This window comes from Candidatus Enterococcus huntleyi (assembly GCF_009933175.1).
Taxonomy (GTDB): domain Bacteria; phylum Bacillota; class Bacilli; order Lactobacillales; family Enterococcaceae; genus Enterococcus_K; species Enterococcus_K huntleyi.
The window spans coordinates 562,044-588,931 of record NZ_MAEJ01000001.1 but is presented as its reverse complement, the minus strand read 5'-3'; the positions used below and the strand labels follow the sequence as shown (position 1 = coordinate 588,931).

Annotated in this window: 22 protein-coding genes; all 22 read right to left on the bottom strand. The window is 39.6% G+C overall.

The window, feature by feature from the left end; genetic code table 11:
- Window positions 1–71 precede the first annotated feature (71 nt).
- A complete protein-coding gene (locus tag BAU15_RS02465; protein WP_161841154.1) occupies window positions 72–2,780 on the bottom strand; it encodes a YhgE/Pip domain-containing protein in 2,709 nt (902 codons plus the stop codon).
- Window positions 2,781–3,157: 377 nt separating this feature from the next.
- Window positions 3,158–3,475, bottom strand: coding sequence for a hypothetical protein (locus tag BAU15_RS02460; protein ID WP_161841153.1), 318 nt, complete (start codon window positions 3,473–3,475; stop codon window positions 3,158–3,160).
- Window positions 3,476–3,489: 14 nt separating this feature from the next.
- Window positions 3,490–4,434, bottom strand: a complete 945-nt coding sequence (locus BAU15_RS02455) for an NADP-dependent oxidoreductase (RefSeq protein ID WP_161841152.1) — start codon at window positions 4,432–4,434, stop codon at window positions 3,490–3,492.
- Window positions 4,435–4,529: 95 nt separating this feature from the next.
- Window positions 4,530–4,817: a hypothetical protein gene (locus BAU15_RS02450; RefSeq protein WP_237580109.1), complete on the bottom strand. Its 288-nt coding sequence runs from the start codon at window positions 4,815–4,817 to the stop codon at window positions 4,530–4,532.
- Between the two features lie 85 nt (window positions 4,818–4,902).
- Window positions 4,903–5,316: a type II toxin-antitoxin system PemK/MazF family toxin gene (locus tag BAU15_RS02445; protein WP_237580108.1), complete on the bottom strand. Its 414-nt coding sequence runs from the start codon at window positions 5,314–5,316 to the stop codon at window positions 4,903–4,905.
- An 11-nt stretch (window positions 5,317–5,327) separates the two neighbouring features.
- On the bottom strand, window positions 5,328–6,449 hold the full coding sequence (gene alr, locus BAU15_RS02440; protein WP_161841150.1) for an alanine racemase: 1,122 nt from the start codon (window positions 6,447–6,449) through the stop codon (window positions 5,328–5,330).
- Window positions 6,450–6,466: 17 nt separating this feature from the next.
- Window positions 6,467–6,817 carry a holo-ACP synthase gene (acpS, locus tag BAU15_RS02435; RefSeq protein ID WP_161841149.1) on the bottom strand — a complete coding sequence of 117 codons (351 nt, stop codon included), beginning with the start codon at window positions 6,815–6,817 and terminating at the stop codon, window positions 6,467–6,469.
- Between the two features lie 150 nt (window positions 6,818–6,967).
- The gene (gene cshA / locus BAU15_RS02430; protein WP_161841148.1) at window positions 6,968–8,548 is read right to left on the bottom strand and encodes a degradosome RNA helicase CshA; all 1,581 of its coding nucleotides are present in this window, start codon (window positions 8,546–8,548) and stop codon (window positions 6,968–6,970) included.
- Window positions 8,549–8,884: 336 nt separating this feature from the next.
- Window positions 8,885–10,240, bottom strand: coding sequence for a UDP-N-acetylmuramoyl-tripeptide--D-alanyl-D-alanine ligase (locus tag BAU15_RS02425; protein WP_161841147.1), 1,356 nt, complete (start codon window positions 10,238–10,240; stop codon window positions 8,885–8,887).
- Window positions 10,241–10,315: 75 nt separating this feature from the next.
- Window positions 10,316–11,395: a D-alanine--D-alanine ligase gene (locus tag BAU15_RS02420; protein ID WP_161841146.1), complete on the bottom strand. Its 1,080-nt coding sequence runs from the start codon at window positions 11,393–11,395 to the stop codon at window positions 10,316–10,318.
- Between the two features lie 375 nt (window positions 11,396–11,770).
- Complete coding sequence (locus BAU15_RS02415) at window positions 11,771–12,055, bottom strand: hypothetical protein (RefSeq protein WP_161841145.1); 285 nt, start codon at window positions 12,053–12,055, stop codon at window positions 11,771–11,773.
- A gap of 911 nt (window positions 12,056–12,966) precedes the next feature.
- Window positions 12,967–14,016 (bottom strand): Gfo/Idh/MocA family protein, encoded by a 1,050-nt coding sequence (locus BAU15_RS02410; protein WP_161841144.1) that lies wholly within the window; start codon window positions 14,014–14,016, stop codon window positions 12,967–12,969.
- A 114-nt stretch (window positions 14,017–14,130) separates the two neighbouring features.
- Window positions 14,131–15,099, bottom strand: coding sequence for a sugar phosphate isomerase/epimerase family protein (locus tag BAU15_RS02405; protein ID WP_161841143.1), 969 nt, complete (start codon window positions 15,097–15,099; stop codon window positions 14,131–14,133).
- An 88-nt stretch (window positions 15,100–15,187) separates the two neighbouring features.
- Window positions 15,188–15,895, bottom strand: coding sequence for a ThuA domain-containing protein (locus tag BAU15_RS02400; RefSeq protein ID WP_161841142.1), 708 nt, complete (start codon window positions 15,893–15,895; stop codon window positions 15,188–15,190).
- A complete protein-coding gene (locus tag BAU15_RS02395) occupies window positions 15,892–16,641 on the bottom strand; it encodes a sugar phosphate isomerase/epimerase family protein (RefSeq protein WP_161841141.1) in 750 nt (249 codons plus the stop codon). The genes BAU15_RS02400 and BAU15_RS02395 overlap by 4 nt, the downstream gene beginning before the upstream one ends.
- 1 nt (window position 16,642) lies before the next feature.
- Window positions 16,643–17,725, bottom strand: a complete 1,083-nt coding sequence (locus tag BAU15_RS02390; RefSeq protein WP_161841140.1) for a Gfo/Idh/MocA family protein — start codon at window positions 17,723–17,725, stop codon at window positions 16,643–16,645.
- Window positions 17,726–18,499: 774 nt separating this feature from the next.
- On the bottom strand, window positions 18,500–19,303 hold the full coding sequence (locus BAU15_RS02385; protein ID WP_161841139.1) for an alpha/beta hydrolase: 804 nt from the start codon (window positions 19,301–19,303) through the stop codon (window positions 18,500–18,502).
- 16 nt (window positions 19,304–19,319) lie between these two features.
- Window positions 19,320–20,780, bottom strand: a complete 1,461-nt coding sequence (locus tag BAU15_RS02380) for an alpha-L-fucosidase (protein ID WP_161841138.1) — start codon at window positions 20,778–20,780, stop codon at window positions 19,320–19,322.
- A gap of 332 nt (window positions 20,781–21,112) precedes the next feature.
- A complete protein-coding gene (locus BAU15_RS02375; RefSeq protein WP_161841137.1) occupies window positions 21,113–23,098 on the bottom strand; it encodes a beta-galactosidase in 1,986 nt (661 codons plus the stop codon).
- Between the two features lie 21 nt (window positions 23,099–23,119).
- A complete protein-coding gene (locus BAU15_RS02370; protein WP_161841136.1) occupies window positions 23,120–24,856 on the bottom strand; it encodes a type 2 periplasmic-binding domain-containing protein in 1,737 nt (578 codons plus the stop codon).
- Window positions 24,857–24,881: 25 nt separating this feature from the next.
- Window positions 24,882–25,823, bottom strand: a complete 942-nt coding sequence (locus BAU15_RS02365) for a carbohydrate ABC transporter permease (protein ID WP_161841135.1) — start codon at window positions 25,821–25,823, stop codon at window positions 24,882–24,884.
- A gap of 17 nt (window positions 25,824–25,840) precedes the next feature.
- The gene (locus tag BAU15_RS02360; protein WP_161841134.1) at window positions 25,841–26,782 is read right to left on the bottom strand and encodes an ABC transporter permease; all 942 of its coding nucleotides are present in this window, start codon (window positions 26,780–26,782) and stop codon (window positions 25,841–25,843) included.
- Between the last annotated feature and the right edge of the window lie 106 nt (window positions 26,783–26,888).

The following is a 26,888-nucleotide window of genomic DNA, read 5'->3' as shown; positions in this document are numbered from 1 at the left end:
TCTTCGCATATATTTATTAGTTACTACGCGATTTATCTGGCTTTCATCTTACATTTCAATCACTCTTATGATTAATGGAAAATATGACTTTCGTGTGAAATCTTCGTCAATTTCTTCATTTGCGTTTCGATATATGGATAGAACCAGACACCAACAATCGCAAAGACAACGAAGAGTGCAATCATAATCCAAATGGCGTTCATCGCATTTGGCCAGTAAATTCCCCCAGCGGATTCCCGTAAGAGATTTACTGCATGAGTAAATGGCAAGAATGGATTAATCATTTGGAAGAATTTTCCGGATACTTGAATTGGGTAGTTCCCACCCCCGCCGGAAATAGAGAGCACCAGGATAATAATCGCGATCCCCTTACCGACATTGCCAAAGAGGGCTACTAGAACATAGACCATCATCATAAAGGTCAAGGCAATCAACAGGCCAAAGAGCACGCTGTAGACGGGATGACGCACATCGACGCCTAATAAGAAATAATTTCCTAAGGTAACAATTAAGCCTTGGGCAAGTCCCATCGTTAAGAAGGTCAACATCCGAGCAGAAAATTGTTCGCGTTTGCTGTATTTCCGTTTGTCTTTTTCTTTTAAGAAATAATCGGTTGTTGCAATACTAGAAAAGAGCACCGCGCCGACCCATAGACAAAGAGCTGTATAGAATGGCGTACTAGCCGAACCATTATTAGCAATTGGATAGAGCTGATTGGTTTTCAAATTGACTGGCTGCGTGAAGAAATCACTTTCCTTGTTGGCATCCAGCTTCAAGAGTTTAATCACTTGCCCCAAGTCAACTTCGCTTTCACCTTTTCGAATCGCATCCGCAGCTTTACTAATCCCTGATTTTATACTTGGCCAATCGTTATTAATTAAGTCCGTGGCTTTACTCAACGCACTTTCCACCATCGGCATTTTGTCATTGACCGTCTTCAAAGTGGTCGTGATTTCTTTCTCCAAATCAGGCCAATCATTTTGAATAAAGTTGGCAGCCAAACCTAACTTACTTTCTAACACAGGCAACTCATTATTATACAAATCTGCGCCCTTATTGATGCCATTAACAATCTCGTCCATATGACCATTCAATAAAGTATTCGCATCATGAATTTCTTGGCGAATTGCCGGCATTTGTTTTTGATATTTTTCTAACGTATCAATCGCCCGACTGACAGTCGTTTTAGTGGAAGACAACAATGAGTCGAAATCAATTGTTTTGACTTTTGCTAACAAATCATCAGCATTCTTTAAAGCCGCTAGACTCTTGCTGAGAATTGTTGATATTTGCGTACTAATTGCTTCCGGATCAATTCCTGAAACAATCGTATTAACTGAACCAGCAAACGCATTAATGTCGCCTAGTAAAGCTTGTAAGCCATCGACATTTATCGCATCTGGCCCCGCAGCAACCACGCCATCAATTCGCGTTTTCATTCCTTGAATCAATGTTTTTAAGTTATTTAATTTCTCAATTTGACCACTCAAATCTGGTCCGTCTGGTAAGGCTTGGATTTTTTCAAACAACGCCATTAAATCGTCAATCGCAGTCAGTTGATTCGCTAGTTTTTCTGAAAAATGCGACAAAGCTGAGATCGCTGCTGCTTTTTCTTCATCGGTCAGCTGATTGTCATTAATCACGTCTTGAAGCTCACCTGTGATTGAGACTACGTCAGAAGAAACATCTCCCAGCGTTTCTAACGTCACCTTGATACTGGTTGTGATTCCTGGCAAAGCTGTTTGAAATTGTCCTAGCGCATCGCTAGTAGTCTTAGAAAGATCACTGGCTTGATTACCCAACTCTTTAATGTCTGGCATCGCCGTTTGGACTTGTTGAATAATTTGTAAGCCAGTCTTCGCTTCATCAATTCCTTCATTCATGGTTTGTTCGATTGAATCAAAATCATTGTCGACCTGTGCTAATTGCGCGCCGGCATTCTGAATTTCTGGAATCTTAGACTGCAACGTCAAAATAATTGCTGCTTGTTGCTTAAGTTGCGGCATTTTATCGTTTAAGGCAATTAATTTTTCGCCCATTTCATTAACTTTCGGTACATACTCGACAAATTCATTGGCCTTCGCCAATTTATCCTTCAACTCAGGCATTTTATTATTTAGTTCGATGACTTCTTTGGTATAACCTTCAATTTTATCTAAATCCTTATCGGTGGAAAGAATCATATCTTTAACCTTGGTAATGCTGACAAGGTTACTATCCAAATCATAGCCAATCTCATTAAAGACCTTGATCAAGGTTGAGCTGGCAGTCTTGGTAAATTCATCAGTGATTTGCGCTTGAATCGAGCTGGCCCCTTTGTCGGCAATTTTCGGCGCAATCGCATTAATTTTCTCATTGATTGAATACTCAATCGTGGGCTTTTTGATATCCCCTGTCGTGAAGCTTAATAAGTCAGTCGAGAAGTCTTCTGGCAAATAAATTCCTGCATAGTATTCGCCTGATTTCACTCCATCGTCTAATTCCTTCTTGGAATCGACGAAACGCCAACCTAACTGTTTATTTTTGTGCAAACTCTTCATGACCTCATCGCCGATGGCCACTTCTTTGTCCTGAAAAGTCGTCGATTTATCGGCACTATATACGGCAATCGGTAATTCCCCGGTATTCCCATATGGATCCCATAATGCCTTGATATTAAACCAAGCATACAGCGAGGGGATGATCATTAGGGCAATAATTAAAAGCGTCGCGATTGGATTTCTAAAAATTCGTCTCCAATCCAAAACGAATAACTTAAACGTATTTTTGATATGATTCACTTCAGACACATCCTTCGTGCATTTTGATTAGCTGAACTACTTTACCATATTTTTTTCAGCGAATGCAATCAAGACCCACTGAACGAGAGGCTTTTTTTGACAAATAGAAACAACTGTCAAAATTGAGAGCCTTTCCATCGAGAAACCAAGCATTCGTCCACATTGTTCCTTGCTTTACTTTACCACGCTTCTCATAGAAAGAGTATTGGAACGAATTTTTATTTTCTTCTAGTAGAACAAACAAATGATTACACAAAAAAAGCGATTGTCATAGCCATTATTGACTGGCCTGACAATCACCTTATGCGGCAAGTGGCCCCAAACATTTGCATATTATGAGCCACACGTTCTTTTAGATTGGTTGATTATTATTTATTCTATAGCGCTAAGTTTTTGGCCTGTAAAAAATCGGCTACCAACTTATCTAGCGCTTGTTGTAATTGTTGCGGTTGTGTCTCTCGAGTCAGATACACATTTGGAACAACTTCTGTATCAATCAAGGTAAGTGGTGTAACTTCCTCTTCGACAGTCACTGTTATCTGTGGATGATAGGTTTTATCGCCACAGGGACCCAATAGAATACAGGCCATTTCATACCGATTATTTTCAATCTCACGTAACCGATAATACCTCGATTCGATAAACTCAAACTCTGTAAAATTTTCCTTTAGTAACGCCCACGTTTCCTTGTCCATCTACTCTTCCTTACCTACTCTTTTATTTGAATAACTATTTTACCTGCCGGGGGATGACCTTCCAACAGTTCATGTCCCTTAATAACATTCGCCAAGGTAAATGGCCAAACCTCTGCTACATGAATCGACAATTGATCTCTCTCATAAAGAGAAACCAAGGCTTCCAATGCTTCCTTATCCGGATATTCTCGCTTTGGTTGAAAAGCGATATAAGTACCAGACTTCGTTCGCTCAGCCTCTTTTGGCAAATTATTCAAGGCAATATAGGTGCCATTTTCCTTTAAAATTTGCATGCCACTAGCTGCAGACAAACTGCCCTTCGTTGCGTCAATTACGATAGTTGCTCGATTGGCAAAGACAGCCCCAGCATCTGCTTGATCATAGGCAACAAATTCATCCGCGCCTAAGCCTTTAACAAAGTCCTCATTTTTCGCTGATGCACTGGCCAAGACGTGATTTCCGTTCGCTTTTAACAATTGAATCAGGAGTGAACCCACTCCGCCTGAAGCACCTTGAACCATCACCACTAACCCTTTCTTAATTTTTAACAGCTGATGAAGAATATTATAAGCAGTAATCCCCATCGTGGGTAACGCCGCGGCTTCAGCAATCGACATATTACTAGGTCGCTTCACAGCTTTTTTGGCAGGCAAGACGACTTCCTCACCGTAAGTACCTGAGATGGGGTAGACAATCACCGCATCCCCCACTTTTAATTCCGTCACCTCAGCGCCGACTTCTGTCACAATCCCCGTACCATCATGACCTAAGACATAAGGAAACTTGACTGACTGAACTTCTTTCATTCGACCACTTCTGACACTGACATCATACGGATTCAATGCAAAAGCTTCTAGCGACACACGAATATGCGCGGGTCCAACTGCTCTCGGTTGTGCCTCAATCGCTTCAAAGACCGCCTTTGCTGGCCCATACTCTTTGATTGCAAGTCGTTTCATCGTCTCCACTCCTTTTCTTCAAGTGTACGACAACTACTTATTTTTCGCCAAAAAAAGGACGTCCGAATTAAATCCACTCAGAAACACACACGCACTTATTCAAAGGACACAAATTGACTGCCTCTATGGCGCAACAAACCTCTCACAGGTGGTTCAATCTTAATATAAACTTCATGCGGGATTTGATAGACAGTCTCCACCTCGCGCACTTGAAAAATAATAAAATAATGCTTGATGCCCGCCGTCTCCTCAGCGTATTTTTTAACCACTAAGCCATAAATTTCAGTGACTGGATGCTTTAATTGATTCCGCCAGCCACGGACGCCTTTAATCACAAAGAAAATAAACAGTATCGTTACACAACTAATCACAAAATAGGCCATCTGCTTCCCATTCACTCCTTTATATAAGAAAAAGCGAGACCGCAGCCTCACCTTCCCTTTCATCTACTTATCTATCACGCGATTCTTATGTATGACTAGATTTAGTTCCATGTCCATGACCTTTATCATCCTTATGCGAATGATGACCATGATTCGTTGGCTCAATTCCTATGCTAACGCGTAGTGCGCGATCGACACTGCTCATCGTTCTTTGATCTAAGTGACACACTTTTTCTTTTAATCGACTCTTGTCAATGGTCCGAATTTGTTCTAGTAAGATAACAGAATCTTTATCTATCCCATCCTCACTTGCTTTAATACCAACATGTGTCGGTAATTTAGGCTTCGCCATTTTCGCCGTAATAGCTGCAATAATTACAGTTGGACTAAAATGATTCCCTAAATTATTCTGAATAATGACTACAGGTCTGATTCCACCTTGCTCTGATCCAACGACTGGAGAAAGGTCTGCAAAATAAATATCACCGCGTTTTACCATTAACTTCTCCTTCATTTCTGATATATTCTTGGGACGCGAGCAGAAAGCGTACAGGCAACCTCATAATGAATGGTGACTAATTGATCTGCCACATCCTGCATACTAATTATTTCCTGTTGGTTTTCACCAATCAATGTCACCTTTGTTCCGACCGGAAAGGCACGTGGCAAACGAATCATTAATTGATCCATGCACACTCGACCGACAATCTCACAACGTTCGCCTTCAACAAGCAAGTGAAATCCTTGCATGTTTCGAAGCCAACCATCGGCATAACCAATCGGCACCGTTCCAATCCACTCGGTAGTGGACGTGACATAAGTTTTCCCATAGCCAATCCCGGCACCCTCAGGCAAATGTTTTACCTGCATCAATGCGGAAACAAGTTCTAAAGCTGGCTTCAACGGATACGGTGCAGGTAATGCATGACCAGATGGGTTCAGTCCGTACATCGAAACGCCATAGCGAACCATATTCCCGATACCTGCTTCATGCCAAAGGGCCGTTGCACTATTACTTGTATGCACATAGCGCGGTTCTCGTGGCAAGCCAGCCAAAATTTCCTTAAATCTTTCTAACTGTTGTTGCCAATAACGGTCATCTGCTTGATCCGCTGTGGCAAAATGAGTAAACAAACCTTCCCATAACAAGTTTTCTGAGTGATCAATTAGTTGAATCGCTTCAAGCACTTCTGCTAAAGAACAAAAACCGATTCGACCCATCCCAGTATCTATCGCTAGATGAATCTTCAATTGATTCGCTACGTTTCCAGCAGCCAACAAAGCGACCGTCTCTCTTAAACCTTCCTTTGTCCCAATCGCAATCGCTATATCATGCGCCGCAGCAAGTGCACTGTAACAAGGCTCAATAAAACTCATCACCAAGATAGGCTCAGTAAACCCTGCCTCACGTAATTCTATTGCTTCATCAAGTGTTGCCACACAGAAACCAGTCGCGCCACCAGCCAATGCTGCCTGGGCCGTCTCTAACGCTCCGTGACCATAACCATTAGCCTTAACCACAGCAAATAATTCTGTGCCCTCAGCTAACCGTCTGCGTTCATTCTCGACATTCTCTTGAATCGCTTGTGTATGTACAATCGCTCTTGTTGGTCGATAAGTAGCGACAACCATGTTTCATTCCTTCTTTCTCAGTCTTCCAACAAAATTTGGGCTATAGCCGTCGTATCTGTATGAGTAATTGTCACAAATACGTTGCCTTGGTGTGGCGAGTTCGTCACGATAGGAGCACCAAATTCATTCTTAAGAATTTCAATCTGTTGGAAATTAACTTTTCCAATCCCTGTGCCCCATGCTTTTGAAAAAGCTTCTTTACAGGCATATCGGCCAGCTAAAAATTCTACCTGCCGATGTAGTGTCAAGTCATTAAACAACATCAGTTCGTTAGTTGTCAACACTCTTTGGGCAAAACTTCTTTTTTCTTTAATTATTTTCTCAATTCTCTTTAATTCAACCGCGTCTATGCCAATCCCTTTTATCATATTTTTTTCGTTCTCCAAAGTTAAGATATTCCTATTCTACCAAAAAAAAAAAGAAAAACCACTCATAACCCTGTATATCACAAAAAAAGAAAATCTCTCGGTTTGAGCGAGAGATTTTCTTAGGCTAATTTATTCAGTAATTCTTTGTAATTAGTCGTTGTTGCTACGGATTACAAAGCCACGTTTTTTATCATTTGAACGTTTGCCGCCACCATTTGATGGACGATTGCCGTTCTTGTTGTTGTAGCTGCTGTTGCCGCCGCTTTTGCTGTTTTTGTTGCCACGGTAACTACTGCCGCCGCCTTCTTTGCCACGGTAGCCGCCGCCACCCTCTTTACGAGCACGTGGGCCATTATTGCCGCCCCCGCCTCCGCCACGTTTGCCATTTTTGTTAAAGCCTTTTTTATTGGCTGGCAATGGACGTTCTGGCGTAATTTTAACTGGCACTGAATCTGAAGGGTCTTTAGAAATAGTTTTTAATAATAACGCAACTAAATCTTGCGCTTCATATTTTTCTAATAAATCATCTGATGCTGATAGATATTTATCTAGACCGTTTTCTTCAAGTTTTGTTTCAACTTCTTCAATCGCCGCACCTAATTGACCTTTGAAAGCTTCTTTTTCAGAAGGTGGACGTAGAGGAGTCATGCGTTTTTTGGTTAAGTTTTCGATAACGTGTAAGTAGCTCATCTCATTCGGTGTCACAAACGTTACTGACATTCCGCCTTTACCAGCACGACCAGTCCGACCAATACGGTGAACATAGCTTTCTGGATCTTGAGGAATATCATAGTTGTAAACGTGAGTTACGCCAGAAATATCTAGACCACGAGCGGCTACATCTGTTGCCACTAGAATGTCTAAGTGACCACTCTTGAACGAACGTAAAACGCTCATCCGTTTTTGTTGAGATAAATCGCCATGGATTCCTTCTGCACGATAACCACGCGCTTCAAGTCCACGAGCTAATTCATCAACACGACGTTTTGTACGACCGAAAACAATCGTTAATTCCGGTGTTTGAACATCTAGTAAACGAGTCATGATATCAAATTTTTCAAAATCTTTTGAGCGTACATAATACTGATCGATTAAGTCTGCTGTCATTTCTTTTGTTTTAATTTGAACATGCTCAGGTGATTGCATGAATTTCACACCAATGCTCTTAATTGCTGGTGGCATTGTTGCTGAGAATAATAATGTTTGGCGTTCACTTGGGACTTGCGAGATAATCTTTTCGATATCTTCTAAGAAGCCCATGTTTAACATTTCATCCGCTTCATCTAAAACAAGCGTTTGAACTGTGCCTAGTTTTAGGGTGTGACGGTTGATATGGTCAAGCATCCGGCCAGGTGTTCCGACAACGATATGTGGACGATCTTTTAAGCCACGAATTTGGCGGCCGATATCAGCACCACCGTAGACAGCTTGCACACGAATTTTTTTATCTTTACCTAAACGGAACAATTCTTCTTGCGTTTGGATAGCTAATTCACGCGTTGGCGCAATTACTAATCCTTGTAGGTCACGATTATTCGTATCAATCTTTTCCAACATAGGTAATCCGAAAGCGGCTGTTTTACCAGTCCCCGTTTGGGCTTGTCCAATCACGTCTCTGCCGTCTAAGGCAAGAGAGATTGTTGCTTCCTGGATCGGTGTTGCTTCCTCAAATCCTGCTCGTTCTACTGCTGCTAATAATTCTGGTGATAAATTTAGTTCTTTAAATTTCAAGTGGTATCCTCCTAAGATAGTTGTTGACTGAGGATTTAGCTTATTGCAATTTATTCAATCGCTTGCTGGCTCCCGTCGATTCGTTTAGTTGAAGAGAAAAATAAGTCTTTTGTCTACAATTGCCATTAATGGTTCCGCGCATTCTCAGCTATCGTGACACCACCGAAAAATTCTCTTCACGAAGTCAGGCATTAGAAAAGCCAAACGGGATTCGTTCAGCTTCGTTATCAATATAAAAATCTATTCTCATATAGATAGTTCCAATTAAATTTCTTCATCTTTCGGCAATAGGTTATTCTATCATATTATCTTGTTTTCAGCAAGTTTTATACTTTTTCATTTCATATTTTCTAATTCTTTCACAACTTCAGCAAGCCCCATCCCGTTGCTGCCCTTTATTACCACCATATCGGTAGGCTGAATTGTTTGAATCAGTGACTGAATTAATTGCTCTTTTTGATCCTTAGCAAATAATTCCACCCACATCTCAGGCTGTTCTTCGGACAATCGTGCTTTTAAAGCGGTCATCTCTTCACCGTATAAAAATAATTTAGCAAAAGAAGCATCTACATGCTCTGCCATACTGGCATGCATCATTTTTGAATCAGGACCTAACTCGAGCATATCCGCCAAGACAGCAATTCTGTTCCCCGTCGTTTCTAGATTTCTGACCGTATCCAAGACTAAGCCCATCGCCGTCGGGTTCGCATTGTAGACATCACTTAAAATGTCTGCACCATTGCCCGCCTTCACCCACTGTGTCCGATTTTGCGTCAATTGAAAATTCGCCAAGCCTGTCTGAATCTGCTCGATTGAAAGGTTAAACCAGCAACCAATTTGATAAGCGATTAAAGCATTCGTCACGTTGTAGCTTCCCGGCACAGGAATCGTCATGACCTGCTCACCAATCTTGAAGATTGTCTGCGTCTTCTCTTCAGAAACAATCGTCGCCGTCACATCAGCCTCATGTAATCCAAAGGTTTTAATCGTCTGCGGTAAATCTGCCACGAGTGGCGTGAGTAACGGTTCAGTAGAAGGAATCACTAACAAACCATTCTCTGACAAGCCCGTAACAATCTCCATTTTCGCCTTGGCAATGCCTTCACGTGACCCTAAATTTTCGATATGCGCTTCGCCAATCATCGTAATTGCTGCAACAGCTGGTCTCGCCAATAAGGAAAGCTCTTCAATCTCCCCCGCATGATCCATACCCATCTCTAGAATAAGTTTTTCAGTCGTCTCTGGCATATGCAAAATCGTATATGGCAAGCCAATGTTGTTATTATAATTGCCTTGCGTCTTGTAGGTCGCAAATTTTTGAGCAAGCACCGCTTCCGTCATATCCTTCGTGGTCGTTTTGCCGTTGCTGCCTGTAATCGCCACCACTTCAGCCCCGACTTTTTCTAAATAATAGCGTGCCAACTGTTGCATCGCCACTAATGGATCAGCCACTTGGATGACAGAAATCTCTAGCGTTTCATCGACAGGTCGTGACCAAAACGTTGCCACTGCCCCATTCTCAATCGCTTGTTGAATAAATTCATGACCATCCCGCGCACCAGCTAACGGCACAAATAAATTTCCTGCGACAATTTTTCGACTATCGAATTCTACACCTGAAATCACAACTTCCGGTGCACCCGTATAGATTCCTTCCACTGCTTGCACGACTTCTTCTATTGTAAGTTGCATCTTTTTCACCTTTTTCTTCAAAATGAAGGGATGAAACATTTAGTCAAAATTGACAAAAGCTCCATCCCCAAATCTTTATTTATTCGCAAAAAAACTTTGACGTTGTTTGTAACGATTCAATCCTAATTGGATCAATTCTTCGATTAAATCACTATATTTAAGACCGGTATTTTCCCATAATACTGGATACATGCTAAATTGAGTAAAGCCAGGCATCGTATTTAATTCATTCAAGAATAACTCATTTTTATTGGTTAAGAAGAAGTCACATCGACTTAAGCCACTGCCACCCAACATTTTATAAGCAATTTTTGCATATTTTTGAGCCTTCTCTTGCACGTCTGCCGGAATCTCAGCCGGAATTTGCATAGTAATCTTGTTATCAATATATTTTGAATTATAATCATAAAACGCAACATCTTTAACAATTTCACCAGGAGTTGTTGTGCGAACATCTTCGTTCCCCAACACTGCAACTTCAATCTCGCGCGCTTCAATCCCTTGTTCGACAATCGCTCTTGAATCAAAACGATACGCTTCAGCCAAACCATTTTGCAATTCTTCACGATTCTCGGCACGGGTAATCCCAACACTCGAGCCCATGTTAGCAGGCTTAATGAACATCGGATACAATAATGATCCTTCACACTGTTCGAAAACTTTCCGTGGATTTTCTTTCCATTGACTCTCAAGGACCGGCACATAAGGAACCTGTGGCACGCCAGCTGCTTGTAAAATATATTTAGTCATAATTTTATCCATCGCGCACGCACTTGTTAAGACGCCAGCACCCACGTATGGTACATTGATTGTTTCTAAGAAGCCTTGGATAGTCCCATCTTCACCATTTGGTCCATGTAAGACTGGAAAGACGATGATTTCTTCTTCTGATTCTTGGATTGCACCCGGGTGAATCAGCTTACCAGTGAAGCCTTCTGTCCGTTCTCCACTTGTATCCCAAGTTAAACGAAGCGCGTCTGCACTCTTTGGCGCCTCTGTTAATAGTGGCCCTTCTACCCATTGGCCCTCTTTACTGATAAACACTAATTGAACTTTATAATAGTTGTAATAGACAGCTTTTAGTACAGAATACGCAGATAAAATTGAGACATCATGCTCTTCACTACGTCCACCGTATAATAAAATAATCTTCAAAAGATTTTCCTCCTGTTTCACCAATAAGTGATTGATTCTGGCTATTTTCAGTAGTTACTCTCACATTTTAGCACACTCTTTTACTAGTGACTATATTTCAAAACAATTTCTCAGGCAATTTAATAATTCGGCGCGAGTATCTCACGATAAGCCTATTTAAAATAGAACCTTTATTGTTGAGAATGATTAATATAAAAAAGGACATTTGAGTTGTTTATTAAGGCATCTTTTCCGATAATTCCAGTCTATGTTCTTTCATAGAGAAGTCTGAAATTCTCCAAGAATATTTCTCTTAGTTTTAATTTTGTGCAATCAAGCAATTACCAAAATAATAGGAAAGAACATATACTAGTAGCTATGCGCACTCCCTATTAGTTAATTCCCCCAATGATGATTATGAAAACCAATAAAATAGTATAGCGAAAAATATACTAAGAATGCGATTCCTATTAATAATGATAGATAGTTTACCCATTTAGGAATATCTTCAATAGACAATCCAATAAATAAGAATAAAGTAGGTATTGTAAAATTATGTATTATATTTTGTAAAGTTTCCCCTTTACCAACATTAATGAAATAGGAAACTACGCCAAGCACGATAATCAACAGATATACTGCAGTAGATTTTAAATCAATTTTAATAGAAGCTGACCACATTTTAATCCCTCCTTATAGTATAACTAACGTTTTTATATATAAAACTATCATAGCATATTTTGTTTATGATTCTACAAGACTACTTAAGATTCTAGACGTATTTTTGAAAGTTTGGTTTATCATGGAAGATGAGAAATCATGGATACCTTTTTTGAATGCCCCTAATTTTCATATTCTGACAAGCAGTCTTTTTTTATACTATTATTAAAGCTAGAATATTATCAGTCATTGTTATTTTTTCTTTCCATAGTCTTACTTTGCCAAGCATTTCTTAACTCAGGTATAAAGTAATTTCTAAACCGGAAAAACTCGAAAAATTTGGTATACTTAATATTTTGATCTCTTTAACTTTTGAAGAATTTTGACGCTTAATAGTAAGGCTACCCAAAAAATTAATTATACTTAAATTTTTTGACTGTAATTTTGGACTTTCAATTTATTTTTTCTCAAAAAATACAAAAATCACGTTTCTCTTAAAAATAATAAGAAAATTTTGGGAAGTTGTTTTTATTTTCCTTTCAGCAGAGAATCCAGTGAAAATTTTGCCATTTATATTGAAGAGTTCCCCCTAAAAATTAAGTGTACTTAATTTCCAGGGGATTATTTTTGGACTTTTAATTTATTATTCTTCAAAAAAATACAAAAGCTAAGCCTCTCTTAAAAATCATAAGAAAAAATCGGGAAGATGTATTTAGTCTTCTTTCAGCAAATATTCTAGATTTTTGAATTCAAAACTACCTTCAGATGTGTTATATATCTTTACAAATCGGATGTCACATTTGCTATAATTTTAACTATTTGAATAATTTTTTGAACCTTTCTATCTCAGATACGACACATGGATACAGATAAATAATAAGTACCAAAAAGTCGATCCCCCAACTATAATCTCTGAGAAATCGACATTCATTTTATTCAAATGGCAATACTTGTTGTTTTTCACCGGCTTCAAAAATTGTTTCAATCAATTTTAGGACACGGCGAACTTCTTCATTTTTAACGACTGGTTCGGCTTGGTTGCGAACGACATCATAGAAGTTTTGATAAAACTCAGGATATTCTGCTTCACCTTTTGGTAAGTCCATCACTTTGGTTGCTTCTTCAGAAGGTGGTGCCATGGTTTTTGTTAGGCCGACACCGGCTTGAATTGGTGTTGGTGCAACCACGTCTGGCGCATAGGTTGGTACGACCATTTTGCCTGATAAGTCCCAATCCTCAATTACTGCAGTACCTTTTGTGCCTTTGATATACCAGCGAGGTAGTTTGATAAAGTTGGTTGTTCCGACTTCCATCAGGACTTTTTCGCCGTTTTCAAAAGTTAAAAATGTCGCCACGCCATCATCGACTTCATCGCCTAAAACGTAGCTGAAGTCAGCCGCGACGGTTTTCACTGGGCTATCAATCATAAATAATAATTGATCTAGCAAATGAACGCCCCAATCAAGGAGCATCCCGCCACCATGTTCTTTCAGATGACGCCAATCGCCAGGAATTCCGTTGGCACCTTGGACGCGTGATTCAATCTGGAAGAAATCACCAATCTGTTTGTTTTTGTACAACTCGCGAACAATCAGAAAATCTGGATCCCAGCGTCTATTTTGATGCGCCATGAAGGTCTTGCCGGTTTCTTTTGAAACGGCCAAAATTTCATCCAGCTCTTGCGTATTCATGGTCACAGGTTTCTCACACACGACATGTTTTCCTGCACGCAATGCTTGGACCGCTAAGTCTTTATGGCTATCATTTGGCGTCGCGATTAAGACAGCTTCAACCTCTGGATCGTTCAAAACTTCTTCATAGGTTGTATAGATAAAATGGCCCTTTTCCTCGGAAACTGCTTGACGTTCCTCTGAAATATCAAAGGTCCCTTTCACATGAATCAACTCTTTAGGCATAATCGTATGGACATGGTACGAACCCATGCCACCATAGCCAACTACGGCAAAATTAATTACTGACATTTGTTGTCCTCGATTCTCTTTAATTTGGCAAGCCTGAGTGAGTAGCGAGACGAAATCTACTATCCTCAGGCTTCACACCTCACTTGACTTACTTTTAAACGAATTAATTACGAACTAAACCCACCACATCTCAGCTGGCTGATCTTTAATCATGATGCTCTTCAAATTAGTAATCGCGCGCGTTAAACCTTCGTCAATCGACATGATTGGGTCTTCGTGTTCAATACTCAAGACATAATCGTAGCCGTAAATGCGCAACGCTGAAATCATATCTGACCAAACTTGCAAATCATGACCACAACCAACAGAACGGAAGGTCCAAGCCCGCGTTTTGACATTGCCATACGGCTGCATATCGGTTAAGCCGTGCATATTGATATTGTCTTGGTCCAAATAGGTATCTTTCGCATGGAAATGGTGAATCGCGTCTGCTTCACCTAAGATTTTAATCGCCGCTACTGGATCAATTCCTTGCCACCATAAATGACTTGGATCTAAATTACAGCCAATCGCTTTGCCAGTTGCTTCACGCAATTTAAGCATCGTATAAGGCGTGTGGCATAAGAAACCACCGTGTAATTCAATCCCAATCTTGACACCAGCATCTTCAGAAATATGATTGATTTCTTTCCAATAAGGAATTAATTTCTTCTCCCATTGATAATTGTAGTTATCATCGTATTCCGTTGGCCAAGGTAAAACCGGCCAGTTGACTTGTGTATCAGTCGGATTCCCGCCAGAAATTCCTGAGAAGCCATTGACCACGGGAACATTCATCAGACTCGCAAGCTTGATGGTTTTTCTCAATAATTCATCCGCTTCAGCCGCAACATCTTTTAATGGCGAGATTGGATTGTTGTGACAGCTTAAGGCCGAGATTGACAAGCCTTTGTCATCCAATTTTGCTAAATACTCTTTCCGTTCATCGCTACTTGCCAATAATTTATCAATCGATAAATGGGCATCGCCAGGTGAGCCCCCCGTACCAATCTCAACGGTTTGTAAGCCCGCTTTTGAAACAGTATCAATCATTTCTTCAAAACTTAAATTATTAAATAAAGGGGTAAATACGCCTAATTTCATTTTTATTTTTCTCCTCTTCTGCTTCTAATAAGCTTCTGATAATCACTAAACACTTCTATTAACTTTGCCTAATTTCGATTCGCTTTTCTTATTTTTCTAGCGCATCAAAATGTCCGTAATACGGATAGACATTTTCAGTTGGCGCGCACCAGCGAACACCATTTTTGATCACGCGTTGCACTTTCTCATTATAATAGGAAGGATACGTTTCGTGACCTGGTTGGAAATAGAAGATTTTGCCATTGCCGCGACGATAAGTCACACCACTACGGAAGACTTCACCACCAGGGAACCAGCTGATAAAAACAACTTCATCCGGTGCTGGAATATCAAAGTGCTCGCCATACATTTCTTCTTTTTCTAACTCAATATATTCGCCCACACCTTCAACGATTGGGTGACTTGGATTGACGTTCCAAATCCGACTATGCTGGTCATCCTCACGCCATTTTAAGTCGCAGGAAGTGCCCATTAGCTTTTTGAAAATCTTAGAAAAATGCCCAGAATGTAGGACAATCAGGCCCATTCCTTCCAAGACACGTTGATGCACGCGCGCAACAATCTCATCGCTGACTTCATCATGCGCCATATGTCCCCACCAAATGAGCACATCCGTCTCAGATAAAACTTCTTCCGTCAGCCCATGTTCTGGCTCATCTAAAGTCGCCGTCCGAACAGAAAAATCTTCCTCTAAGAAACTCGCTAACTGTCCGTGAATCCCTTTTGGATACATATCTTGGACCGCTTTATCCGTTTTTTCATGACGAAACTCATTCCACACCGTTACTTGAATCATTTGTAGCACTCCTCTACCAAGCGACTCAATACGTCGCAATCAATTTTTGCTGCTTCCATCGGCGAATATTTTTGGAAAGCTTCCTGTTCAACAATCAACCACGGCAAGCCCAATTCTTTAGCCAACTGCACATACTCTCCCATCGGCAATACACCTGAGCCAATCTCTGTGCTTTCTTCCGGATCTTTTTTCATATCCTTCATATGGAATAAGCCGATTGAATCTGAATGAGCAGCCACCCATTCTGGTACATTTTTGCCCGCTGCATTGAGCCAGTACAAGTCGACTTCTAAACGAATATCCGACGATTCTTTCGTCATTAATTCCAATAAATCTTCGTTCGGTACCTCTTTAAATTCGTGGGCATGGTTATGGTAATAAAACTCAAAGCCCTGTGCTGTAACGGCTTTGGCAATCTCAGCTAAACGTTTGATAAATGCTTGCCACGCTTCAGCTGTCGGGAACGTTGCATAAGGAACAACAATCCGCTTATTGCCGATTGTTTTCTCGAAAGCCAACACCGCTTCTAAATCCGTATCCATTTGTTCAAATGGAATATGAGAGCCAGCCGCAACAAGACCTGTTTTCTTCAACATCTCCGCAATTTCGTCCGCCGAATAGCCATTGTAGCCAGCAAATTCAACCCCGTCATAGCCCGCTTCTTTCAGTGCTTGTAAGGTTCCTAGAAAATCTTCGCGACACGCTTCCTGCACACTCCATAATTGAATAGCAATTTGTGGTTTCATTTTACTCTCCTTTAATGTAGACAGGTTTCCCTGTATTCGACGACTCATACAACGCTTCAAGAATTTCAGTCACAACCAACGCTTGTTCCGGTTTTACGACAGGCTCTGTATCATTCAAAATCGCTTGAATCCATGAATGAGCTTCTAATAATTCTGGTGTTTGTGTCGCACCATCATAGAAATCCACGCCACCTGTTTCTAATTCAATTTGTTTTTCATATAATAAGCCACGATTTTCACCATTAATTGTTAAGCCATTATCCATATCTGCGCCCCCTTTAGAGCCATACAGACTAGTCTTCGCTTCCTTCACATCTAAACTATTTAAAGCCCAGCTAGACTCTAAGAAAATTGACGCGCCATTTTCCATGACAATATAACCAAACGCTGAATCTTCCACCGTAAACTTGCTAGGATCCCAAGGCCCCCAAGCATTCGCAGCATTTTCTGTTTGCGATAACTCATGATACGCTTTACCCACCACAAATTTAGGTTTGTAATTATCCATCATCCATAAAGTTAAATCCAAAGCATGTGTGCCGATATCAATCAACGGACCGCCACCTTGCGCTTCTTCATCAAGGAACACACCCCAAGTTGGAACTGCCCGACGACGAACCGCATGCGCTTTCCCAAAATAAATATTCCCAAGCTCGCCATCCGCACACACATCATGCAAGTAACGCGAATCTGTTCTAAAACGATTTTGATAACCAATCGTTAATTTTTTACCCGTTCTATTCGCAGCTTCAATCATCGTTCTCGCCTCTTCAGACGTTTTAGCCATCGGTTTTTCACACATCACATGACAATCTGATTCCAAAGCCGCAATTGTCAACTCCGAGTGAGATGAATTAGGCGTACACACATGCACGACATCCAACGTTGAATCCGTTAACATTTCTTTATAATCCGTATAAACTTTTGCAGATTCATCGCCATACTTCGCTTTCGCTTCCTCCGCACGTTCAACGATTAAATCACAAAATGCCACCATTTCAACTTCTTTAACCTGTGATAACGCCGGCATATGTTTGCCATTCGCAATCCCACCACATCCGATAATTCCAACTCTTACTGTCATTAGTTTCCTCCTACTATTGCTTTATTTAATATCTCTTTGATAACTCTATTCTATCTGAAAATGAGAAGGCTTTCTTCCCAATTTCCTTCTAAAAAATTCCCGAATATTGCGCTATTTTGCCAGTTCCACTAACCAAGTATCGCAGTAGTGGAATGGTATGCGTAGGACAATAAAAGAAAATGATACATTTTCATCCCTTACACGTCCTTAGCGCCAGACTCGTGCATACAGCTACATCTTGCCGCATGATCCACTTTCGAAGTTTCCTCGTTCAACTTTTACACGACCATTTAGTTGGATGGTAGGCGTAGGCCGATAAAGGGAAAATGAAACATTCTCCTTCCGTACCTGGCCCTAGCTGCCAAACTCGTTCTTACAGCAACACTTAGCTCATAGTCTATTCACCAAGTTTCAAAATAGTGGAATGGTAGGCGTAGGACAATAAAAGAAAATGGTACATTTTCATTCCCTACCCGTCCCTAGCGCCAGACTCGTTCATACAAGGATATCTTGTCGCATGATCCACTTTACAAGTTTCCTTTTCGAATAGCATTAATAGATGGGAAACGTACGCCGATAGCAATTAACTAGAACATTACTCTGATATTCATAAATATACTCACAAAAAAAATAGACTTCCCTTCTCGAAAGATTGACTAACTCATCAATTCTTCCGTTCACAGGTAAGTCTATTTTTATTACTATTTATGTTCTCTTAATTATTCAATTAATAGTCGGAAACATTCAGATGCTTCGTACTTATTTCCCATCATCTCACAGATTATGTTTAACCCAAGTTTCAAACAAATCTGGCCAAACAGTAATCTCTTCTTGCAGTCCATAGCCGTTACTGATACTTGTTGCGTCAGTTCCTAGACTTAAACCATGTCCGCCCTTAGGGAAGAGATGCAATTCGAATGGCACCTTGTATTTACGTAAGCTTTGAGCAAAGGCGATACTGTTTTCCATCGGGACAGCATCATCTTCCACTGTATGCCACAAAAAGGTTTGCGGCGTATTTTCTGAGACTTGCGTTTCTAATGAAGCAAAATCTTTCAGCTCTTCATATTTATCGCCTAATAACGAATGGAACGAGCCATTATGCGCAAATGGACCTGAGCTGATGACTGGATAACTAAGTAGCAAAGCATTCGGTTGCCATTGGCTATTCTCGCCTTCTAAATATTCCTTCAGAAAATCTTTTTGCCAAAATACACCAAGGCTAGCAGCTAAATGTCCACCTGCAGAGAAGCCAGCAACAATAATTTTATCAGGATCAACGCCCCATTCATCAGCATTATTCCGTGCCAACTGAACCGTCTTCGCTAACTGGACTAGGCTTTCTGGAAAACGACTTGGTGCGACACTGTAGCGTAAAATTAAGGCATGAAAGCCCATCCCTAAAAAGCGAATAGCCACTGGTTCTGCTTCACGATCAGAGGTCATCTCGTAACCACCACCAGGACAGATAACCACTAACGGGCGCTTTCTATCTGCGATCATTTCAGGCGAATTAGCCAAGAGATAGCTGTCAACATAGGCTGTACTGTCATCTAATTTGATTCGTTCATGTTTCATTGAATTATTCCATCCTTTACATAATTGTAATTTTGCAGACTTTCGGCAATGCATCCAACGTTTCTGGCAGCGTCACCGCCAAGCCTTCCGCTGTCACTTGCCAATCGACTGGTGCTTCCCCTAATATACTGACTTCCTTAATTAAGCCATGAAATTCTGGTACATTTTGATCCGCCGATGTTGCCAACGATTTGATAACCACCTGCTCACCCGCTTTTGGCGCCAATAAGAAAGCATAGATGGCTTCGCCTGCCACGGTAAAACGAATGTCTTCTTTCGTGTAGGTCGTCGGTTTGTTTTCTTGGAACTGTCCTGAAACTAGTTGTGTCGGACCTTCCCCAGCTTTACGCCACGGTTTTGACTCGTAGATTCCTTCGCCATTCACTTTGAGCCAAGTACCAATTTCTTTTAAAATTAGTTGATCTTTTTCAGCAATTGATCCATCGCCTTTTGGTCCAACATTTAACAGTAAATTACCATTTTTTGAAACGACTTCAATCAAATCATAAAGAATTTCATTGACCGATTTATAATCAAGCGTTTCGGTATAGCACCATGAATTCCGAGCAATCGCTGTATCTGATTGCCAATAGAAAGGCTGCGCATCAGAAAGCTTGCCACGCTCAATCTCCACCACGCCTGAGCCAAACATCATGGCATCGTGCTTGTAACAAATCGCCACTTCTTCACCCCAGGTATGACCACAGTTATAATAATAAGCCGCCAATAATTGCAACGATTCTTTGAACGCTTCATGTTGAATCCACCAATCAAAGTATAATACTTTCGGTTGATAACGGTCAATGATTTCTACAGTCCGCAATAGCCAATCCTCTAAGTATTCAGCGGTCGGATACGGCGTACTTTGTAGTGCTTGATTATCCGGTTCCGGTTGAGCAGGCCAATAAAAATCACCCTTCTCCATCGGTTCCTTAATATCACTCGGAAATTCTTTGCCATGGCCCATAAAGAACCAATGCTCGGCCCGATGAGACGACGTACAAAAAGTTAAATCCGCTTTTTCACCAGCCTCTTTTAACTCTTTCAATAAATCACGTTTTGGTCCCATCTCAAAAGCATTATAGTGAGAAATCTCACTTTGGTACATCTGAAAGCCATCATGATGCTCCGCCACTGGGAAAAAGTATTTCGCGCCAGCCTCTTTGAATAGCGCCATCCACTCCGTCGCATCAAATTTTTCAGCGGTAAACATTGGAATAAAATCCTTGTAGCCAAATTCTTCATGCGGGCCATAGGTATCAATATGGTGCTGATATTCTTCCGTGCCTTGACGATACATATTTCGCGAATACCATTCATTATTAAACGCGGGAATACTATACAATCCCCAATGAATAAAGATTCCAAACTTCGCTTGCTTGAACCAAGTCGGTGTTTGAAAAGCATTTAAATCTCGCCAGTTCGCTGAAAAAGGCCCTTCACTCACGACTTGTTTTATTTCTTCAATTGTTTTCATAGACATTCTCCTTAGAATTTGTACTATGCTATAATTTCTCATCAATATAGTTCTATTCTATAAACATTTCTATCTCTTTTCTTAATCCATTAGCGTTAATTACAAGAAACCTCTTATAGCCAAGAGTTACTAAATTTATCCTCCAGTTATTTTCAAGCACAACAAAAATAATATGAGTACATTGTAAAAGAGATAAAAATAAGGACCGAAACATAAGTTAAAAAACTAATGTCCCGTCCCTATTTCTATGGATAGACAGTAATCTAGCTGCCCATTCTATTCATATATTCTTTATTATACTTCGTTTATTACTCTCCCTGCCAGACAATCTATTATTTATTTTCAATAAATATGAGATAGCCATGTTCAGGAATAGTCTTTGTTCCCTTATCGTCTTTATATAGTGTCCAATGTTTTGGTGGATCAAAAGACTGAATGCAATCTGTATGATTCATGACAAAATGATAGATTAGTTTTTCGCTTTCTCTAGATGCAATCTCTACACCAATCGGGGCAGCCTGTGCTTCTTTTTTGATTTGAAGTCTATCTATAAAATCACTCATCAATGAAGGGGACATCTCTGTACCTACATAATACGCCTTGCCTTTTCCAAAATCATTTTGTGTTATAGCGGGAGTTCCTTTGTAAAACTGACTGTCATAACTTGCCAATGCTTCTGCAGAGGTTAATGTAATTAAGTCTGCCCATTTGTTTGCTACGTGGTTTTTATCACCTATTTTAATCCGAACTTCCGTATCTAACAAGCAATCATATTCCGGTACTTGAATTCCTAAAACATCTGATAAAAGTCCTGGTAACGGTGAGTCGGTATAACAGATATTCGACTCCGTTTTTACACCTGTTCTCATAGTGAGAATCAAATTCCCACCTTTTTGAACATAGTTCCTGTATTTTTCTGCCAATTCATTCGTAAGTATGAACTGCAATGGAGCAACAATTAGCTCATACTCCGAAAAATCAGCAGCATCAGAGATGAAATCTACAGAAATATTATTTTCATAAAGACCTTTATAATAAGTTCTTAAATGGTCTACATAATTTAAATCTGGATGATGATGTTGTATATCAAATGCATAGCTTTGGTCATAGGAATACACTATCGCTACCTTAGACTTTGGTTTTATCCCATTAACTTGCTGCATGATCGGTCGTATTTCTTTAGTTAATGTTTTTATTTCTTCGTAAACTCTTCCTGGAATACCAGAATGTGGTAGTATGCCGTGCCAATATTGCTCTGTTCCCATTGCGCTAGTTCGCCATCTGAAGTAAACGATTGTATCGGCTCCATGAGCAACAGATTGGACAGTCCATAAACTTATTTGACCTGGGCTTGGTAACCTACCTAGTACATCCCAGCCAGCAATATTAGATTGCTGTTCCATAATCCAAAAAGTTTGTTGCTTTATCCCTCTAATTACATCTAGCTCCGCAGCTTGATGATCCCCTGACTGTCTATTTTGCTCTTTATGGAATGGCCCTGAAGGATATTGATCATGAGAAACAAAATCTAGCTTCTCTGCTAATTCGTAATAATTAACTACGTTACTAAAGCCCATCATATTATGTGTGATAAAAGTATCTTCAGAATATTTTCTAATGATTTCAACCTGCTCATCGTGAAAATCCTTTATCAAATCTGAATGACATCTCTTCCAGTCTAATAGTTGTGAGGGATTCTCTCCTGCAGCAGTTAGCTTAGGTGCTTGTATCTGTTCGAAATCATTATATGTTTGAGACCAGAAAGTAGTGCCCCAACTTTGATTCAGCTCATTAATTGTTACATATTTTTTTTCTAGCCATCGCTGAAAATTCTTCTCACAAGAATCACAATAACACAATTCATTATGGCTATTACCTAACTCGTTATCGATTTGCCAACCAATTACGTTAGTGGACTTACTAAACTCCTCTGCAAAAATCTCAACATACCGTTCACAATACTTTCTATAAGTTAAATTTGAATGGCAACAATGATGGCGTCCGCCAAAATGTCTTGTTCTGCTTTCCCTATCAACAGGTTGTATTTCTGGATGCTCTTTTATGAGCCATGCTGGCGGGGCAGCAGTAGGTGTGCCTAGAACTACTTTTATACCTACTTTCTCAAATTTAGCCACAACTTGTTTTAACCATCCAAACTCGAAGTTATTATCTGATGTCTCAAGTTTACTCCAGGAAAACTCGCCTAGCCGCACAAGATCAATTCCCATTTCTTTCATTAACTTTATATCAGTTTCTATCCGTTCTGAATTCCAATGTTCCGGATAATAATCTACACCAAACTGTATTTTTTCCGACATTTTCCCCATCCTAACTTGTAATTATTCACCATATTCTTCTTTGACAAGTATTCTTTGCTCATTTCGTTCTTTCGCATTAGCTAAATCGATGTCATATACTTTTTCGTAATTCAAGCCATAGACGATATTTCTCATCTCTTCGATTAATTTGTCACATTCCGTATCATCTTTAGCGAAGATAGCTTTCCAAGAATACTCCGTAATAGTTGAACCAATCTGATTTCGTAAAACTTCTATTTCTGAGTCCTCTTCTGGTGCTACATAGCTTGCTCCAGGTGCAACCATGACTTGTTTTTCTTTTTCTAAATATTCTAAAGTAGTTGAACTATTATCCATCTTGCTACTCCAATCATTTTGCAGTGGAGTGGTATTATCTTTTTGATAAGTTTCCCATGTTGTATAATTATATGGGTATCCGTTATCTGGATTTATATCGATTCCCAAAACTGTGTTTACATTTAATGCCGAAACTCCATCTTGGTATGTCCCACCACCATATTCTTTCGGTACAGTTGTTTTCCCATCAAATAGTGCTTTTTTACCAAATTCTGTCAATTCTGGAAGACCGTCTTTATTCATTTCCCAAGTTAAGCCTTCAATACCAGCGCTACCTTGTGTTTGAGAAGTGTTTGCCAATGCTCCCTCTGGAGAATATAGCCAGTCGATAAATTCAGCGATTCTCTCTGGATCTTTTGCTTGGGAACCAATCCCAATAAACTGTTTACCACCATAAACATCTGCGCCGAAAGAAAAAATTTCTTGATCGTCGATTGGTGCTAACATATACCCTTTTCCATTACCTACGTTTTCTGGTGTGTTGTAGGCAGCTTGTCCTAGCCATGGCCACCACGAAAATAAGATTTGTCCATCTTGATATTTTTGATACATAGTATCGTAATTTTGAGTAGTCGATTCCGGATCTACCAGTCCCATTTGATTAGCTTTATTAAAGAACTTCAAAGCTCGTACATAATATGAATCGTCATCCATTGGATTCTGATAGTCTGTCCCATCTGCTTTTGCAAAAGCAAATCCCATTTCATCATAACCATATAACGGTGCCATCTGTTTGGCCATGGTCATCATAGTTCCATCCCAATCACCAAAAAGTGAGAAGCCATAAGTTGGTTTTCCAGAGTCAGACTTCGGATTTGTATCCTGCATTTTTTTCAAAACAGGTAAGATATCTTCAATTGTCTTCATTGATGGGTAATTTTCTTTACCATATAGGTCCCAGCGTATATATGCACCAAAATTCAAGTCTAATCCTTCAGATGGTGTAGTTGATGGCAAACTAGAAACCGCTGTTGGAAAACCATAAACCCCATCAGAATCCTTATTCAAATACTCTACTGCACGATCGAATTTTTTGATATTTTTCATATCCTTATAACTATCCGTTGCATCATACAATAATCCACCTTTTACTAATTCAGTGTATTCCTTTCCAGTATTTACAATGATTATATCGCCTAAATTTCCAGCGGCTGTCCTTGTTTGGTACAATGTGTCCCCATTTCCAGCAACGTTTGGCGCGATAATATTTAACTCGATATTGAATTTTTCTTTGATCACTTCAGCAAACCAACCTTTTTGAATACCCATATAGTTAGCTAACCCATCATAAACATCCACTGTCAACAATTCATCTTTATCTGATTTACTTTTACTTTCACTTTTACCTGAACCACAAGCTGCTAAGCTCGTCAAAAGTGTAACCCCTAGTAACCCTGCAACAATTTTTTTCTTTAAATTCATTTTCAACTTCTCCTTATAAATAGTCTTATCCTTTAACAGCGCCTAGCATAATTCCTTTTACAAAATGGCGTTGAAATAGAGGATAGATAAACATAATTGGTAGTACAACAATTACTGAAACGGTCATCCGAATCGATGTTGGCGTTTGCGTTGTCGCTGCAGACACTACACCTGATAAGGAACCAGTGGAATTTTTTACCATTTGTGCTAATGAATTGGCTTGGTTGATATATGTGTAAAGTAAATATTGCAATGAATATAGTTTTTGATCAGTGATATAAATTAAGGTATCTTGGAATGAATTCCATTGTGCCACAGCAGAAAATATCGCTACTGTTGCTAAGATTGGCATACAATTTGGTAAGATAACTTTAAAGAAAATCTGAACAATATTTGCGCCATCCATTTCAGCAGCTTCTTGTAAAGATGCCGGAATCGATTCAATGTACGTTTTCACCAAGATGATATTAAATGGTTGGACAATTGCTGGTAATATATAGACCCAGAAGTTGTTCGTTAATCCCAATGTTTTCATCGTAATAAACAGTGGGATAAGCCCCGCGTTAAAGTACATCGTGATAATTACAAAACGATACCAAAATTGACGTTTCCACATTTTCTGTTGGGTAAACATAAACCCTAGAAAAGCTGAAGCCAGCACCGTCAAGGTCGTTCCGATAACTGTTCTAGCTACCGAAACGACCGCTGCTAGTGAAAGACCATCTAGTTGAAGAACTTCTTTATAATTTTCTAAGTGAATGTCGTTTGGTACAAAGCGAATAGAACCTAAGGCACTCAACTCATTATTACTAATCGAATTAATAATCAAGTAATAAAAAGGATACGCACAGATTAAGGTAATTAATGCGAAAAATGTATAATTCACAATATTAAAGAAGACATCTTCTTTGGTTCGAGGAAGCTTATGAGGCTTCATTTTATTCTTTTTCTTTGCAGATAATTCCATCTTCTCTTTCTCCTCTCTTAAATAATAGAGCTTCCTCTAATTTTTTTCGAAGCAAAGTTTACGGTAGCGAGTAACGCAACGCTAATTAAACTCTTCAACATACTTAGAACGGTTGCTAAAGATAGGCTATTGCCACCCATTCCGATGTTATACACATATAAATCCAAGACTTGTATATGTTCTTTGTTAAAAGCATTTTGAAAAACAAAGTATTGATCCATCCCATTGTTTAATAGATTGGCAATCGAAAGCATCAACATAACTAAGTATGTTGGCATTAATGCTGGAAAAGTAATATAACGCATTAGATGGAAACGATTTGCGCCATCAATTCTTGCTGATTCATATAGCTCTGGATCAACACCAGCAATCGCTGCGAGATACATAATCGCTCCCCAGCCAAGACTTTTCCAGATATTCCATAGACACATCATCAACCATGTATGATTGTCGCTATCTAAGAACTTAATCGCTTCTGAAATCAAACCATTTTCTTGTAGTAAAGTGTTAATTAAACCTGCTGAAGAAAATAGGCTAAAGGCGATTGTATAAATCAACACCCAACTAATAAAGTTTGGTAAAGTAGTCAATGTTTGAACAAGATTTTTAAACCATTTACATTTGATCTCATTTAATAAAATTGCAAAAAACACAGGTAGTATTGATGTTGCAATCCCTAGAAAACTCATAGCAAATGTATTCTTCATTACTTGAATAATTTGATTCAATTGAGTTTGACTGGAGACCAGTACCGTAAACCATTTCAGACCAACAAATTCACTACCTGATAACCCTAAGGCTGGCTTATAATCATATAACGCATAAATCCAACCATGTAATGGGAAGTAAGAGAATAAGAAGACTAGAATCAGGAATGGTACGATACAAAGAAACATGATTTTACCATCTCGGCGACTCCGCTTTGCAGATTTCTCTCCTTTGCTCTGTTTAATTTCCATTATTTCACCCCTTTTTAATTTGTAACCGCTTTTACATTTGTAATCATAGCATCTGATTTCTTTTTTGAAACTATGAAAAAACGTATCTCCATGCAGTAAAAACTAG